Source organism: Nocardia sp. NPDC055165 (assembly GCF_053606985.1).
In genome coordinates, this window is the sequence record NZ_JBSGSS010000015.1 from 151,297 (window position 1) to 165,131 (window position 13,835).

The window sequence follows — 13,835 nt, forward strand, 5'->3', positions numbered from 1 at the left end:
AGTTCAAGTGTATTAGCCCTTGTCGGGTGGGCTTATCCGGGCATACCAGTCGAGGAGTGCGGGGTCGTCGACGGCGCTGCGTTCGACGACGCGAGCGGGATCGGCGCCCTGGAAAAGCTTTTTGATGGGGACTTCCAGCTTCTTGCCGGTTCGGGTGTGGGGGATGCCGGGGGCTTCGCGGATCTCGTCGGGAACGTGGCGCGGGGAGACCTCGGTGCGGATCGCGGTGGCGAGACGGGTTTTCAGGTCTTCGGTGAGTTCCGCGCCGGGGGCGAGCACGACGAACAGGGGCATCCAGTAGCCGCCGTCGGGTTGTTCGGCGCCGATCACCAGGGCCTCGGCGATCTCCGGAAACTGTTCGACGACCTGGTAGATGTCGGCGCTGCCCATGCGGATGCCGTGGCGGTTGAGCGTCGAATCGGCGCGACCGTGCACGACGATGCTGCCGTGTTCGGTGAGGGTGATCCAGTCGCCGTGGCGCCATACGCCGGGGTAGGTGTCGAAATAGGCCGCGTGGTAGCGCTTTCCGTCGTCGTCGCGCCAGAAGCTCACCGGCATCGACGGCATCGGCGCGGTGACCACCAGCTCGCCGACCTCGCCGCGCACGGGGTTGCCCTGCTCGTCGAAGGCATCGAGGGCGACGCCGAGATACGGCGCCGACAGCTCACCCGGCCATACCGGCACGGTCGGGGCGCCACCGACGAACGCCGACACCACATCGGTGCCGCCGCTGATCGAGTTCACCTGAACATGCTCTCCGGCATTCTCGTTCAGCCACAGCGCGCTCGACACCGGTAGCGACGAACCGGTGATACCCACGGAGCGCAGGGCCGAAAGGTCGTGCTCGGCGCGTGGCACCGATCCCGCTTTGACACAGCCGAGAACATAGCCGGGGCTGGTCCCGAAAACGGTGGCACCCACCTGGGCGGCGATGCGCCACAGCGCATCCGGCCCGCCCGCGGTCGGGCTGCCGTCGTAGGTGACGACGGTGGTGCCGGTGAGCAGACCCGCTACCTGGAAGTTCCACATCATCCAGCTCGGGCTGGTGTACCAGAAGAACGTGTCCTCGGGGCCCATGTTCGATTGCAGCGCTACGGCTTTCAGATGCTCGAGCAGCACACCGCCGTGGCCGTGGACGATGCCCTTGGGCAGCCCGGTGGTGCCGGAGGAGAACACGATCCACAGCGGATGATCGAAATCGACGGGGACGGTTTCGATGACACCGAGTCCGGCATCGGCGACCGAGTCCGTCCAGGACAGCGTGTCGGGTACCTCGCGTCCGAGTTGCGAGACGACGACGGTGGCGCGCAGGCCGGGCAGCCCGTCGCGCAGTGCCGCGATGTCGGCCCGTTTGTCGTGTTCCTTGCCGCCGAACCGGTAGCCGTCGGCGGTGACCAGCACCGTCGGGTCGAGCTGGCCGAGCCGGTCCAGCGCGGCCTTGGCCGAGTAGTCCTGACCGCAGGCGCTCCACACCGCGCCGATACTGGCGGTGGCGAGGAAGGCGACGATCGCTTCCGGAATATTGGGCAGGTAGCCCACCACCCGGTCGCCCGCCTCGACGCCCTGCTCACGCAAGGTGCGCGCGAAAACCGTGACCTGTTCGATCAATTCGGCCCACGACACCTCCCGCGGCTCGGCCTCTTCGTGCAGGGCGATCACCGCGGGGCGGCCGAACTGGGCCATCCGGATGATCTGGTCGACATAGTTCAGCCGGGTGCCGGGAAACCATTGCGCGCCCGGCATCTCCCGCGAGCCGAGCACCTCACCGGCGGTCTCGCCGAGCTCGAAGTAGTCCCACACGGCCTGCCAGAAGCCGGCGACGTCGTCCACCGACCACTGCCACAGGGCCTGGTAGTCGGGGTACGGGTCGCCGGTTCGCGTGGTGACGAAGGCGGCGAAGTCGGTGATTCGGGCCGACGCGATGTCCTGCGCGCTCGGTACCCATTGCGGTTGCACTCCGATGTCCTCCTCGAACTGGACTACTTCGTGTATCGGGGGGTGGATTACCCGATGATCAGCTGGGCACGCCTGCGCGCCGGACGATCTGTTCGGCATGCCGGAGCACCGGTGCGTCGACCATACGGCCCTCGAACGCGAAGACGCCGCGATGGTTGGGCACCTCCGCCAGCACTCGATGCGCCCAGTCGAGCTCGGCGGGGTCGGGTGCGTAGCCATCGCGGATCACGGCGACCTGACTCGGGTGGATGGCGACCTTGGCGTCGAATCCGACGGCGACCGCATCGCTCGTCTCCGCGGCGAGGCCGTCGAGATCCTTGATGTCGAGGTACACCGAGTCCAGCGCGAAGCGCCCGAAGGCCTTGGCCGCCAGCAGCGTCGATGAACGCACCTGACGGGCGACATCGCGGTAGCTGCCGTCGGCATGCCTGCTCGAGTTGCCACCGAGTCCGGCGACCAGATCCTCGGCACCCCACATCACGCCGATGGCATTGTCTGCCTGCACCGACTCGATGATCCGCACCGCGCCGAGCGGTGATTCGACCAGCACGATCACTTCGTAGCCGTCGAGGCTGCGAACCTGGTCGGCCGACTCGCATTTGGGCAGCATGACCCGGCGGTAGGCGGTCTGCGCGAGCGCGGCCAGATCGGCCGCGTAGTCGTCGGTGCCGGCCGCGTTGACCCGAATCACGGTGTGCTGCGGGTCGAGCGGGGTGTCGATGAGCGCCTGCCTGGCCGCGGTCTTGTCACCTGCCGCGACACCGTCCTCGAGATCGAGGATCACCACATCGGCCACCGCGGCGGCCTTGGCGAAGCGTTCGGGGCGATCGGCCGGGCAGAACAGCCACGCGGGACCACTCGGCTGCCAGCTCATACTGCGTCCTTTCGGCGGGTGGCCGCTCATGCCTGCGGCGCCTTGCGGACCAGTGTCTTGCGCATCGCGGTCGCCACGATCACGCCGTGCTGGTTGCGTGCGGTGTGGGCCAGGCTGACGATGCCCTCGCCGGGACGGCTCTTGGATTCGCGCTTGTCGGTGACCAGCGTTTCCGCGTACATGGTGTCGCCGTGGAACAGCGGTGCGGGCGTGGTCATCTCGGAGAAACCGAGATTGCCGACCAGCGTTCCCTGGGTGAGCTGGGCGACGGAGAGCCCGACCAGGGTCGACAGCGTGAACATCGAATTCACCAGGCGCTGGTTGAACGGCGGCTGCGCGTCGGCGAAGGCCGCGTCCAGGTGCAGGGCCTGCGTGTTCATGGTCAGCGTGGTGAACAGGACATTGTCGGCCTCGGTGATGGTGCGGCCGGGCCGGTGCTCGTAGATCGTGCCGATCTCGAACTCCTCGAACCACAGCCCGCGCTGGACCACCCGCCTGATTTCGCTCACAGACCCAGCTCCCTTGCGATCAGCATCAGCTGTACCTCCGTGGTGCCCTCGCCGATTTCCAGGATCTTGCTGTCACGGTAGTGCCTCGACACGGGGTATTCGTTCATGAAGCCGTTGCCGCCGAAGATCTGGGTGGCGTCGCGGGCGTTGTCCATCGCGGCCTCGCTGGCGACCATCTTCGCGATCGAAGCGGCCTTCTTGAACGGCTTGCCCGCCAGCATCAGCGCGGCGGCGTCGTAGTAGGCGGTACGCGCGACGTGGGCCCGCGCCTCCATCCGGGCGATCTTGAACGCGATGGCCTGATTGCGGCCGATCGCCTGTCCGAAGGCCTGGCGTTCACCCGCGTAGCGCACGCTCTCGTCCACACAGCCCTGCGCGGCGCCGACGGCCAGCGCGGCGATGGCGATGCGGCCCTCGTCGAGGATGCGCAGGAAGTTGGCGTAGCCGCGACCGCGCTCGCCGAGCAGGTTCTCCTGCGGCACCCGCACATCGGTGAAGCTCAGCGGGTGGGTGTCGGAGGCGTTCCAGCCGACCTTGTTGTAGGCGGGCTCGGCCACGAAACCCGGGGTGGAGGTCGGCACCAGGATGGTGGAGATCTCCTTCTTGCCGCCTGCCTGTCCGGTGACCGCGGTGACGGTGACCAGGCGGGTGATGTCGGTGCCGGAGTTGGTGATGAACTGCTTGCTGCCGTTGATCACCCAGCTCTCGCCGTCCTGCACGGCGGTGGTCCTGGTGCCGCCCGCGTCGCTGCCCGCGTCGGGTTCGGTGAGTCCGAAGCCCGCCAGCGCCTGCCCGCTGGTGAGCTGGGGCAGCCATTCGGTGCGCTGCTTGTCGTTGCCGAAGCGGTAGATCGGCATGGCGCCCAGCGACACCCCCGCCTCGAGGGTGATGGCTACGCTCTGGTCGATCTTGCCGAGTTCCTCGAGCGCCAGGCACAGGGCGAAGTAGTCGCCGCCCATGCCGCCGAACTCCTCGGGGAACGGCAGGCCGAACAGGCCCATCTCGGCCATGCCCGCCACGACCTCGTACGGAAAACTGTGTTCGGCATCGTGTTTCGCCGACACCGGCGCGACGACCTGGTTGGCGAAATCGCGCACGGTGAGGGCGAGCTGGCGGTATTCCTCCGGCAGCGAACCGGTGGACAGGTAGTCGGTCATGCGGGGGTTCCTTCGGGCTCGGTCGGTGCCGCGGCGGTCTCGGCGACGGCGGGTTCTGTCGCGGCTGCCGCGACGACGGTTTCTGCGGGGTGGGCGATGACGCGCACCAGCACCTGGTCCAGTTTCACCTGGGCGCCGGGGAGGGCGAGCACCTCCACCGTGCCTGCCACCGGCGCGGTGAGCGCGTGCTCCATCTTCATGGCCTCGATCACGATCACCGGATCGCCGACGGCGACGGTCGCGCCGTTCTCGACCGGCGTGGCGATCACCGAACCCGGCATGGGACTGCGGATTTCGGCGTCACCGACGTGGGCGGCGTCGCCACGCACGCTCGCCTCGGCGACCTCGCGCAGCACGGCGAGCCCGCCGTCGTGGCTCACCCACAGCTGGCCGTCGGCCTCGGCGATGCGGTAGGTGCGTCGCAGCCCGTCGAGCGTCGACGCGAGACCGTCGGCCGAGACGGTGGCGGTGAGCGTGCGCGGTTCGGGGTGACTCGCCGGTTCGCCGGACTCCGGCTCGTCGAGCCACACGGTCGCCGAAGCCGGTGTGCCGGTGATGAACACGTGGCGCGCCTGGTCGCCCGCGGACAGTCTGATCGATGTCGGGGCGGGTTCGCCGAGGCGCCATCCCGACGGGGTCGACCAGGGGTCGCCGCCGGTGGCGGGCCAGCGTCGCAACCAGTGATGTGTCGCGGCGGCGATGAATTCGTCGTCGGTCACCTCGGCGGGTACGAAGTCGGCGACGCGGCGATCCAGCAGCGCGGTGTCGAGACGGCCGGCCTGTACATCGTCGTCGGCGAGCAGGAAACGCAAGAATTCGATATTGCTCGTCACGCCAAGCAGCACGGTCTGTTCCAACGCGCGGTCCAGCGCGGCGAGCGCGTCGGCGCGAGTATTGCCGCGCGCGATCACCTTCGACAGCATCGGGTCGTAGTCGCTACCGACCACGGTGCCCACCGAGAGTCCCGAATCCACCCGCACGCCGGCGCCTTCCGGCTCCGACAGTGCGAGCACGGCACCGCCGGTCGGCAGGAACCCGCGACCCGGGTCCTCCGCGTAGACCCGTGCTTCGATCGCGTGCCCGACGAGGTGGATCTCGTCCTGGGTGCGCGCCAGTTTCTGGCCCGCGGCGACCCGCACCTGGCATTCCACCAGGTCGACACCGGTGACCATCTCGGTCACCGGATGCTCCACCTGCAGACGGGTGTTCATCTCCATGAAGAAGAACTCGTCGGGCTGGTCGGCCGAGACGATGAACTCCACGGTGCCCGCGCCCACGTAGTCCACGCTGCGGGCGGTATTGCAGGCGGCGGTGCCGATCCGGGCCCTGGTCTGCGCGTCCAGCAGCGGTGAGGGAGCCTCCTCGATCACCTTCTGATGCCTGCGCTGCAAGCTGCATTCGCGCTCACCCAGGTGCACCACATTGCCGAACTTGTCGGCCAGGATCTGCACCTCGATGTGGCGGGGCCGGTTGACGAACCGCTCCAGGAACAGGGTGTCGTCGCCGAACGCGGCAGCGGCTTCGCGCCGGGCACTCACCAGCGCGGCGGGCAGATCGGCGGGGTCGGTGACCCGGCGCATGCCCTTGCCGCCACCGCCTGCCGACGGCTTCACCAGCACCGGGTAACCGATGTCCGTTGCGGCGGCGATCAATTGGTCATCGGTCAGGCCGGGTTCGGCGATGCCGGGCACCACCGGAACCCCGAACGCCGTCACCGTCTTCTTCGCGGTGATCTTGTCGCCCATCACCTCGATGGCCTTGGCCGGCGGGCCGAGGAACACGATGCCCGCATCGGCCAGTGCCGCCGCGAAGGCCGAATTCTCCGACAGGAAGCCATAACCCGGGTGTACCGCCTGCGCGCCCGAACGTACGGCGGCATCGACGACCTTCTCGATCGACAGGTAGCTCTCGCGCGCCGGCGCCGGTCCGAGCCGCACCGCGACATCGGCCTCACGCACGTGGCGCGCGTCGGCATCGGCGTCGCTGTACACCGCGACCGAGCGAATGCCCATGTCGCGCAGGGTCTTGATCACACGCACCGCGATCTCGCCGCGGTTGGCGACCAGGACGGTGTCGAATTCGACGAGATGGTTCTTGTTCAGCATGTCGCTCACATCCGGAAGACGCCGTAGGAAACGGGTTCGAGCGGCGCTTGCGCGCACACCGAAAGGGCAAGACCGAGCACGGTTCTGGTATCGGTCGGCGCGATCACGCCGTCGTCCCAGAGGCGCGCGGTCGCGTAGTAGGGGTTGCCCTGGGTCTCGTACTGTTCGCGGATCGGGGCCTTGAACGCCTCCTGATCCGCCTCGGACCACGGCTTGCCCGCGCTGTCGAGCTGATCACCGCGCACCGTCGACAGCACCGACGCGGCCTGTTCGCCACCCATCACCGAGATGCGCGCGTTGGGCCACATCCACAGGAAGCGTGGCGAATACGCGCGCCCGCACATGGAGTAGTTGCCCGCGCCGTAGGACCCGCCGATCACGACCGTGAGCTTCGGCACCCGCGCGCACGCGACCGCGGTGACCATCTTCGCGCCGTGCTTGGCGATGCCGCCGGCCTCGTAGTCACGGCCGACCATGAAGCCGGTGATGTTCTGCAGGAACAACAGTGGGATCTTGCGCTTGTCGCACAACTCGATGAAATGCGCGCCCTTCATGGCGGATTCGGCGAACAGCACGCCGTTATTGGCGACGATGCCCACCGGATGGCCGTGAATGCGGGCGAACCCGGTGATCAGGGTTTTGCCGTATTCGGCCTTGAACTCCTGGAAGCCGCTCTCGCCGTCGATGATCCGGTCGATCACCTCGTGCACGTCGTAGGGCGTGCGCGGGTCGACAGGGACCACGTCGTAGAGCTCGTCCTCGGCTTTGGCGGGCGGGGTACTCGGCAGGACCTCCCACGGTGCTTCGGGGCGCGGGCCCAGCGTGGCGACGATATTGCGGACGATCCGCAGTGCGTCGCGGTCGTCGTCGGCCAGGTGATCGGTGACCCCGGAGGTGCGTGAGTGCAGCAGGCCGCCGCCGAGGTCCTCGGCGGTGACGATCTCGCCGGTCGCCGCCTTCACCAGGGGCGGGCCGCCCAGGAAGATGGTGCCCTGGTCGCGCACGATCACGGCCTCGTCGGCCATCGCGGGCACATACGCGCCACCGGCGGTGCACGAACCCATCACCGCCGCGATCTGGGCGATGCCCTTGGCGCTCATGTTCGCCTGGTTGAAGAAGATGCGGCCGAAGTGCTCGCGGTCGGGGAACACCTCGTCCTGGTGCGGCAGGAAGGCGCCGCCGGAGTCCACGAGGTACACGCACGGCAGGTTGTTCTGCGCGGCCACCTCCTGCGCGCGTAGGTGCTTCTTCACCGAGATCGGGTAGTAGGTGCCGCCCTTGACCGTCGCGTCGTTGGCCAGGATCAGGCACTCGCGGCCCGCGATGCGGCCGATGCCGGCGATCACGCCCGCGCCGGGGCACTCGTCGCCGTAGATGCCGTTGGCCGCCAGCGGGGACAGTTCGAGGAACGGACTACCGGGGTCGAGCAATTGGTCGACGCGCTCGCGGGGGAGCAGCTTGCCCCTGGCCACGTGCCGTTCGCGGGACTTCTGCGGACCACCGAGGGCGGCCGTGGCCAGCCGCTGCCGCAGATCCGCGACCAGGGCGCCGTGCGCGTCCCGGTTGCTCGTCGCGGCCACGGTGCCGTCTTCGGTCTCGTGCGTAACCGTCATCACGCCACTCTTCCCATTCGGTTAGTCGCTAATAACTGAAATTCAGGTTAATCTTGACTAACCAAGTTGTCCAGAGGGGGCGGCCACGATGTCGACTACCGAGCCTGTCCAGGCGACCCGCCGCGAGCAGCTCAAGGCCCAGCGGCGCGAGCAGTTGCTGGCCGCGGGCGCCCGTCTCATCGCCGACCGCGGCTTCTTCGGCGTGCGGCTCGACGACCTCGGCGCGGCGGTCGGCATCAGCGGCCCCGCCGTCTACCGGCACTTCGCGAACAAAGAGGCGCTGCTGGTCGAACTCCTGGTCGGCATCAGTGAGCGCCTGCTGTCGGGCGGTCGCGCCGTCGTCGACGAATCGCCGTCGGCCGTTGCGGCGCTGACCGCGCTGGTCGACTTCCACCTCGACTTCGCCTTCGGCAACCCCGAGCTCATCCGCATCCAGGACCGTGACCTCGACAATGTCCCCGCCAACGACCGCCGTGTCCTGCGTCGCACCCAGCGCCAGTACGTCGAGATCTGGGTTGGTGTCCTGCGCGAACTGACCCCCGGGCTCCCCGAGGAAACCGCCCGCATCCAAGCCCACGCCGCCTTCGGCCTGATCAACTCGACCCCGCACAGCGCCTCCGCGGCGAGTGCGTCGAGGGCCCGGCCGGTGCTGCGGCAGATGGCCCTGGCGGCGTTGACGGCCGGCTAATTCGCTTCGGCGCCGGGTCGGTCGAGCTGGTTCCAGAGCCAGCCGGGGCCGACGGATTCGGCGCCGTGGGCTTCGACACGGGTGCGGAGCTCACGGTCGGCGGTGACGACCGTGATCCGTTCGCCGGAGTCGGCCCCGGCGACCACGTCCACGATCTTGTCGTCGCCCGAGCGCTCGGCGAGGACCACCTCCATCCGCGGCGCGGCGGGCGCGGCACCGTCGGCAGCGGCCTTGGCCGCCCCTTCGAGGACGACCGCGACTTCGGTGTTGTCAGGAAGCCGGGTAGTCAGGTCCGCCACGTCGGCGAGAAATCGCCGAGCAGCACCCGCCCTGTCCTTCCACCATCCGTTGGCGCGCGACCCGATCACATTGGCCGCATCCACCACGACGAGATGCCTCGGATCGCTCATCGACCCAGTCTGCCTCGCGTACTGCCGCAGGCGCGATTGTGCGCCGGGGCTGTTACCTTGATATATGATCTATATAGGTCGTATATAACATCAATGTCAGGTGGGGCAATGTCCAAGCTACTGATCGACGTGGATGACGAAGCGCTCGCGGAGGCGCAGCAACTTCTCGGAACATCGACGAAGAAGGAAACCGTCAACGCGGCTCTCGCCGAGGTCGCCAAGCGGCTCAAGCGTGTGCGGGCGTTGAACAGCCTTGCCGAGATGGCGGAGCAGGGCGACTTCGACGTGCTGCTCGACAAGTCCAACTACCGAGCGTGATCAGCTATTTGATCGATACCTCCGCCGCCGTCAGATTCATCGCGAATCAGGCTGTCAAACAGGCGTGGCAGGAGACAGTGACGGCGGGTGCGGTCGCGGTGTGCGATGTCGTGGAGCTTGAACTCCTCTACGGCGCAACGTCACTCGCCGATCGATTGCGAAAGAAGAAGCTGCTCGGTGAACTGTTCGGCTGGGCACCCACGCCCGATGGTGTGTGGACGCGGACACACGAGGTTCAGCAGTTGCTCACCGAACAGGGTCAGCATCGCAGTGCCGGTGCCGCGGATCTGGTGATCGCGGCCACCGCGGAGGCGAATCGCATCACGATTCTGCATTACGACCATGATTTCGAGACAGTCGCCGAAGCAACCGGTCAGTCCACCCAGTGGATCGCGCCACCGGGAACCGTCAGCTGACCTCGCTCGACACTTCCAGCGTCATCAGCGTGCCGTCGGTCATGCGGTAGACGGCGTCCATGCGGTGGAGGTGGGTGGGGTCGTGGGTGACGAGGATGGTGGCCGCGTGGTGGTCGCGGGCGATGGTGGTGATGAGGTCGATGATGGCGGCGCCGCGTTCGGAGTCGAGGGCGCTGGTCGGTTCGTCGACGACGAGCAGGGCCGGGTCGTTCATCAGGGCGCGGGCGATGTTGACGCGCTGGCGCTGGCCGCCGGAGAGCTGGGCGGGGCGTTTGTGGGCGTGGTCGGTCAGGCCGACCGCGTCGAGAAGTTCTCTCGCGCGGGTACTGGTCGCGTGGCGTGATGCGCGTTTCGGGCCGCCGAGGTGGGCGGTGACCTCCAGTTGCTCGATCGCGGTCAGCGAGGGGATGAGGTTCGGCTGCTGGAAGACGATGCCCATCGACTTGCGGCGGGCGGTCGCCGCGGCTCGTCGGCTCAGCGTGGCGAGATCTGTGGTGCCGGACTCGGTGTCGAGCACGACCGTGCCCGAATCGGGGCGGATCAAGGTCGCGGCGACGGCGAGCAAGCTCGACTTGCCCGAACCGGACGGGCCGGTGACGGCGGCGATGGTGCCGCCGGGCACGTGCAGATTCACCCGGTCGAGAGCGGTGAGACGGTCGGTGCCGTCGGGGTAGGTGAGGGTCACGTCGGTGAGAGTGAGTGCCACAGTGGATCCTTCGTTCGGTCGCGCAGTGCGGTGGATCGGCAGCGCGACTGCGGCATCGGTGCGGGCGACGGTCGTCATGGGATCGTCAGCGGGTCGCGCCGAGCGCGGTCAGTGGGTCGGTGGTGAACAGGAAGCGCAGGGCGACAGCGGCGCCGACCAAGCCGAGGACGATCAGGGCCAGTGCGGGGACCAGGGTTGTCGCGGGGCTGAGCACGAAAGGCATCGCCTCGCCCAGGAACAGTGAGGCGAGGGCGGTGATCGCCAGGCCCGCCGTGACGCCCGCGGTCAGGACGATCGCGGCCTGGGCGAGGGCATCACCGACCAGGGAGCCGGTGGTCGCGCCGAGCGCCTTCAAGGTGGCGATATCGGGTTGGCGCTGCACGGTCCAGACCGTGAAGAAGGCGCCGATCACCAGGGCCGAGATGGCGAACAGCAGCACGGTCATCAGGGTGAGTGAGCTGTTCTCGGCCTGGTAGGAGCCGATCGCCTGGACGGCATCCTTCGCGGGCAGCGAGTGCGTGCCTGCTTCGGCGTCGAGGCCGCCGGGGGCCTCGCCGGTCACCGCGAGCACGGTCGCGGCACCGGCGCGCGGGCTGGCCGCTTGCCAGTCCTGCAGGCTCGTCCAGATCACGGGGGTGTGGCTGTACCACTCGTCGCCGGCGACGTCGGCGACGGTGAACTCGTGCCCTGCCAGCAGCACGACGTCGCCGGTGCCTGCCGACAGCTCGCGAGCCGCCGCCGAACTCAGCACCACGGCGCCGGGAACGGTAGCAGGGCGATTGCTGAATGCCGATGGGTCGCCGCCGAACAACGCGACCTGCGTCGGACTCGCACCCGCGTGCTCGGCCCTGGTGCGCGAGATGCCGATCGGGGTCGCGTCCGCCGATTCCCACTGCGCGATCTGCTGCTCGGTGAGCACCGAGGAGTCGAACGACGGGTCGGCCCCGGTTTCGGCGAAAACGACCCGGTCGGCGTCGATGCCCTGGACAGCGGAGATGTTCTGGTGCGCCAGCCCAGCGGTGAGGCCACTGAGGAAGCTCACCAGCACCGCCACCAAGAACACGACGGTGGTGATGAGCAGGAAGCGGCCACGGGCGGCCCGCAGATCTCGGAGTGCGACGAACATGACTCCACTCTGTCGTTCTCGTCCGTCGACGCCATCGCACCGGCGCACGAATCGCCGTCCATCCAAGGTCTGGCGGCGTTTACATCTTTCGATGGATGCCCGCGTGGTTGCCGCACATAAGCTGGTCGACGTGCACTCGTCCCCCCTGACCCCGGTGGTCACCACCCTGCGCTTCGGCCTGCATGTGCTGGTGACGGTGCTGGCGGTGGTGGTCGCGGTGCGCGCGTTGCTGCCCGGCGGCGGCGGTCACGGTATCGCGGTGGTCGCGCTGACGGTGGTGTGGTTGCTGGTGTATTTCGCGGGGACCGAGTTCCCGCGCTCACGTTCGCATGCGTATCCCGATGCTGCGGTGTGGGTGTGGCTGGCGGCTCTGACCGTGTTGTGGCTGGTCTTGCTCACGCTCACCGCTGATGCGGTCTACCTGGCGTTCGGGCTGTTCTTCGTCTACCTGCACCTGTTGCCACGGCCGTGGAATCTGGTCGCGGTGGTGTCGGCGACGGCGGTCGGTGTGATCGGGTTCGCGGCGCATCGTGGTTGGTCCGCGGGTGCGGTGGTGGGGCCTGTTCTCGGCGCGCTGGTGGCGATCGGGATCGGGCTCGGCTATCAGGCCCTGCGTCGTGAGGCGGTCGAGCGGGAGCGGCTGATCGACGAATTGATCGGCACCAGAGCGATTCTCGCGGAACAGGAACGGACAGCGGGCAAGCTCGCCGAGCGCGAACGCTTGGCGAAGGAGATCCACGACACCGTCGCCCAGGGCCTGAGCAGCATCCAACTGCTCCTGCACAGCGCTGAGCAGGCCGCACCGGATCATCCTGCGCTGGACCGTATTCGGCTCGCGCGCGAGACCGCCGCCGAAGACCTGGCCGAAACCCGAAGGCTCATCGACGAATTGTCCCCCGCCGCGCTGGACGGGCAATCACTGGCCGAAGCGCTGGAACGCATTTGTCTGCGCGCGCAGTCGCCGACACTGACCACGCAGCTGCTCGTCGAGGGTGAGCCGGAGCGACTGCCGATGCCGGTCGAGGCGGCGCTGGTGCGGATCGCGCAGAGCGCGGTAGCCAATGTGGTGCAGCACGCGCAGGCTGAGCGCATGCGGGTCACCCTCACCTACGACGACACCGACGCGCACTTGGACATCGTCGACGACGGCATCGGCATCGAGCCGGATATGTTGCGCCACCGCCGATCCGGCGCGTTCGGCCTCGCCGCCATGCGCAGCCGCGTCGAGCAACAGGGCGGTGCGATGACCGTCGAATCCGAACCGGGCCACACCGCCGTGTCGGTGACCTTCCCGCTCGGCGCTCCCTCATGATCCGCCTTCTTCTCGCCGACGATCACGCCATCGTCCGTGCGGGCCTGCGCGCTCTCCTCGACTCCGCCGCCGACATCACCGTCGTCGGTGATGTCGCGAATGCCGATGCGGCAGTGGCCTTTTGCGCCGCCACCCCCGTCGACCTGGTCTTGATGGACCTGCGCTTCGGCGACGGTCGCTCCGGCGCCTCCGCCACCGCCGACCTGCGCGCCCTGCCCACCCCGCCGAACGTCCTCGTCGTCACCAACTACGACACCGACGCCGACATCCTCGGCGCCATCGAAGCAGGTGCCGTCGGCTACCTCCTCAAAGACACCCCACCCACCGAACTCCTCGCCGCCGTCCGCGCGGCCGCAGCGGGCGAGAGCGTGCTCTCCCCAACCGTCGCCTCCCGCTTGATGACCCGAGTCCGCCGAGCCGACACCACCCTGAGCCCCCGCGAAGTAGAAGTCCTGCGCCTGGTAGCCGCAGGCCTGTCCAACCGCGACATCGCCAAACAACTGTTCCTCAGCGAAACCACCGTGAAGTCCCACCTCGTCCACATCTACGCCAAGCTCGGCGTGAAGTCCCGCACCTCCGCCGTCGCCACGGCCCGCGAAAGCGGCGCGATCTAACTGTCGACATGCTGATTCACCTTCGGCGCCC

Annotated in this window: 14 protein-coding genes; 5 read left to right on the forward strand and 9 right to left on the reverse strand. The window is 68.2% G+C overall.

From position 1 onward, the window contains the following. Window positions 1–12: 12 nt before the first annotated feature. From ACWFRF_RS27325 to ACWFRF_RS27350, 6 genes are read right to left on the reverse strand one after another with little or no spacing between them, the layout of a single operon-like run. Window positions 13–1,956 (reverse strand): acetoacetate--CoA ligase, encoded by a 1,944-nt coding sequence (locus ACWFRF_RS27325; RefSeq protein WP_452452924.1) that lies wholly within the window; start codon window positions 1,954–1,956, stop codon window positions 13–15. Window positions 1,957–2,014: 58 nt separating this feature from the next. Next, on the reverse strand, window positions 2,015–2,830 hold the full coding sequence (locus ACWFRF_RS27330; RefSeq protein ID WP_452452926.1) for an HpcH/HpaI aldolase/citrate lyase family protein: 816 nt from the start codon (window positions 2,828–2,830) through the stop codon (window positions 2,015–2,017). 26 nt (window positions 2,831–2,856) lie between these two features. Beyond that, complete coding sequence (locus ACWFRF_RS27335) at window positions 2,857–3,339, reverse strand: MaoC family dehydratase (RefSeq protein WP_452452928.1); 483 nt, start codon at window positions 3,337–3,339, stop codon at window positions 2,857–2,859. After that, a complete protein-coding gene (locus ACWFRF_RS27340; protein ID WP_266293533.1) occupies window positions 3,336–4,496 on the reverse strand; it encodes an acyl-CoA dehydrogenase family protein in 1,161 nt (386 codons plus the stop codon). Before ACWFRF_RS27340 ends, ACWFRF_RS27335 begins: the two co-directional genes overlap by 4 nt. Further along, window positions 4,493–6,601 carry an ATP-binding protein gene (locus ACWFRF_RS27345; protein WP_378990859.1) on the reverse strand — a complete coding sequence of 703 codons (2,109 nt, stop codon included), beginning with the start codon at window positions 6,599–6,601 and terminating at the stop codon, window positions 4,493–4,495. Before ACWFRF_RS27345 ends, ACWFRF_RS27340 begins: the two co-directional genes overlap by 4 nt. Window positions 6,602–6,606: 5 nt before the next feature. Then, a complete protein-coding gene (locus ACWFRF_RS27350; RefSeq protein ID WP_379312420.1) occupies window positions 6,607–8,214 on the reverse strand; it encodes a carboxyl transferase domain-containing protein in 1,608 nt (535 codons plus the stop codon). An 88-nt stretch (window positions 8,215–8,302) separates the two neighbouring features. Between ACWFRF_RS27350 and ACWFRF_RS27355 the strand changes: the two genes are divergently transcribed. Next, on the forward strand, window positions 8,303–8,902 hold the full coding sequence (locus ACWFRF_RS27355; RefSeq protein ID WP_378990855.1) for an SACE_7040 family transcriptional regulator: 600 nt from the start codon (window positions 8,303–8,305) through the stop codon (window positions 8,900–8,902). Here ACWFRF_RS27355 and ACWFRF_RS27360 read toward each other — a convergent pair. Continuing rightward, on the reverse strand, window positions 8,899–9,312 hold the full coding sequence (locus ACWFRF_RS27360; protein WP_452452930.1) for an NYN domain-containing protein: 414 nt from the start codon (window positions 9,310–9,312) through the stop codon (window positions 8,899–8,901). The two genes, ACWFRF_RS27355 and ACWFRF_RS27360, sit on opposite strands and share 4 nt — an antisense overlap. A gap of 108 nt (window positions 9,313–9,420) precedes the next feature. Here ACWFRF_RS27360 and ACWFRF_RS27365 point away from each other — a divergent pair, with 108 nt between their 5' ends. Next, window positions 9,421–9,630 (forward strand): type II toxin-antitoxin system VapB family antitoxin, encoded by a 210-nt coding sequence (locus ACWFRF_RS27365; protein ID WP_101468427.1) that lies wholly within the window; start codon window positions 9,421–9,423, stop codon window positions 9,628–9,630. Then, window positions 9,627–10,046, forward strand: coding sequence for a PIN domain-containing protein (locus tag ACWFRF_RS27370; RefSeq protein ID WP_452452932.1), 420 nt, complete (start codon window positions 9,627–9,629; stop codon window positions 10,044–10,046). The genes ACWFRF_RS27365 and ACWFRF_RS27370 overlap by 4 nt, the downstream gene beginning before the upstream one ends. On the opposite strand, the gene ACWFRF_RS27375 is transcribed toward ACWFRF_RS27370, so the two are convergent. Both ACWFRF_RS27375 and ACWFRF_RS27380 read right to left on the reverse strand, forming a co-directional pair. Further along, entirely contained in the window at window positions 10,039–10,752 is a 714-nt protein-coding gene (locus ACWFRF_RS27375) for an ABC transporter ATP-binding protein (protein ID WP_452452934.1), read from the reverse strand. The two genes, ACWFRF_RS27370 and ACWFRF_RS27375, sit on opposite strands and share 8 nt — an antisense overlap. An 85-nt stretch (window positions 10,753–10,837) precedes the next feature. Further along, on the reverse strand, window positions 10,838–11,878 hold the full coding sequence (locus ACWFRF_RS27380) for an ABC transporter permease (protein ID WP_452452936.1): 1,041 nt from the start codon (window positions 11,876–11,878) through the stop codon (window positions 10,838–10,840). Window positions 11,879–12,008: 130 nt separating this feature from the next. On the opposite strand from ACWFRF_RS27380, the gene ACWFRF_RS27385 reads away from it, so the two are divergent. Then, the gene (locus ACWFRF_RS27385; RefSeq protein ID WP_452452961.1) at window positions 12,009–13,190 is read left to right on the forward strand and encodes a sensor histidine kinase; all 1,182 of its coding nucleotides are present in this window, start codon (window positions 12,009–12,011) and stop codon (window positions 13,188–13,190) included. Continuing rightward, window positions 13,187–13,804: a LuxR C-terminal-related transcriptional regulator gene (locus tag ACWFRF_RS27390; RefSeq protein ID WP_387445765.1), complete on the forward strand. Its 618-nt coding sequence runs from the start codon at window positions 13,187–13,189 to the stop codon at window positions 13,802–13,804. The genes ACWFRF_RS27385 and ACWFRF_RS27390 overlap by 4 nt, the downstream gene beginning before the upstream one ends. Window positions 13,805–13,835 lie beyond the last annotated feature (31 nt).

What these genes read in the sequence shown, in the direction of transcription:
- ACWFRF_RS27330 (WP_452452926.1), bottom strand. Translation starts at nt 2,830, where the DNA reads ATGAGCTGGCAGCCGAGTGGTCCCGCGTGGCTGTTCTGCCCGGCCGAT.
- ACWFRF_RS27380 (WP_452452936.1), bottom strand. Translation starts at nt 11,878, where the DNA reads ATGTTCGTCGCACTCCGAGATCTGCGGGCCGCCCGTGGCCGCTTCCTG.
- ACWFRF_RS27365 (WP_101468427.1), top strand. Translation starts at nt 9,421, where the DNA reads ATGTCCAAGCTACTGATCGACGTGGATGACGAAGCGCTCGCGGAGGCG.
- ACWFRF_RS27345 (WP_378990859.1), bottom strand. Translation starts at nt 6,601, where the DNA reads ATGCTGAACAAGAACCATCTCGTCGAATTCGACACCGTCCTGGTCGCC.
- ACWFRF_RS27360 (WP_452452930.1), bottom strand. Translation starts at nt 9,312, where the DNA reads ATGAGCGATCCGAGGCATCTCGTCGTGGTGGATGCGGCCAATGTGATC.
- ACWFRF_RS27340 (WP_266293533.1), bottom strand. Translation starts at nt 4,496, where the DNA reads ATGACCGACTACCTGTCCACCGGTTCGCTGCCGGAGGAATACCGCCAG.
- ACWFRF_RS27350 (WP_379312420.1), bottom strand. Translation starts at nt 8,214, where the DNA reads ATGACGGTTACGCACGAGACCGAAGACGGCACCGTGGCCGCGACGAGC.
- ACWFRF_RS27390 (WP_387445765.1), top strand. Translation starts at nt 13,187, where the DNA reads ATGATCCGCCTTCTTCTCGCCGACGATCACGCCATCGTCCGTGCGGGC.
- ACWFRF_RS27355 (WP_378990855.1), top strand. Translation starts at nt 8,303, where the DNA reads ATGTCGACTACCGAGCCTGTCCAGGCGACCCGCCGCGAGCAGCTCAAG.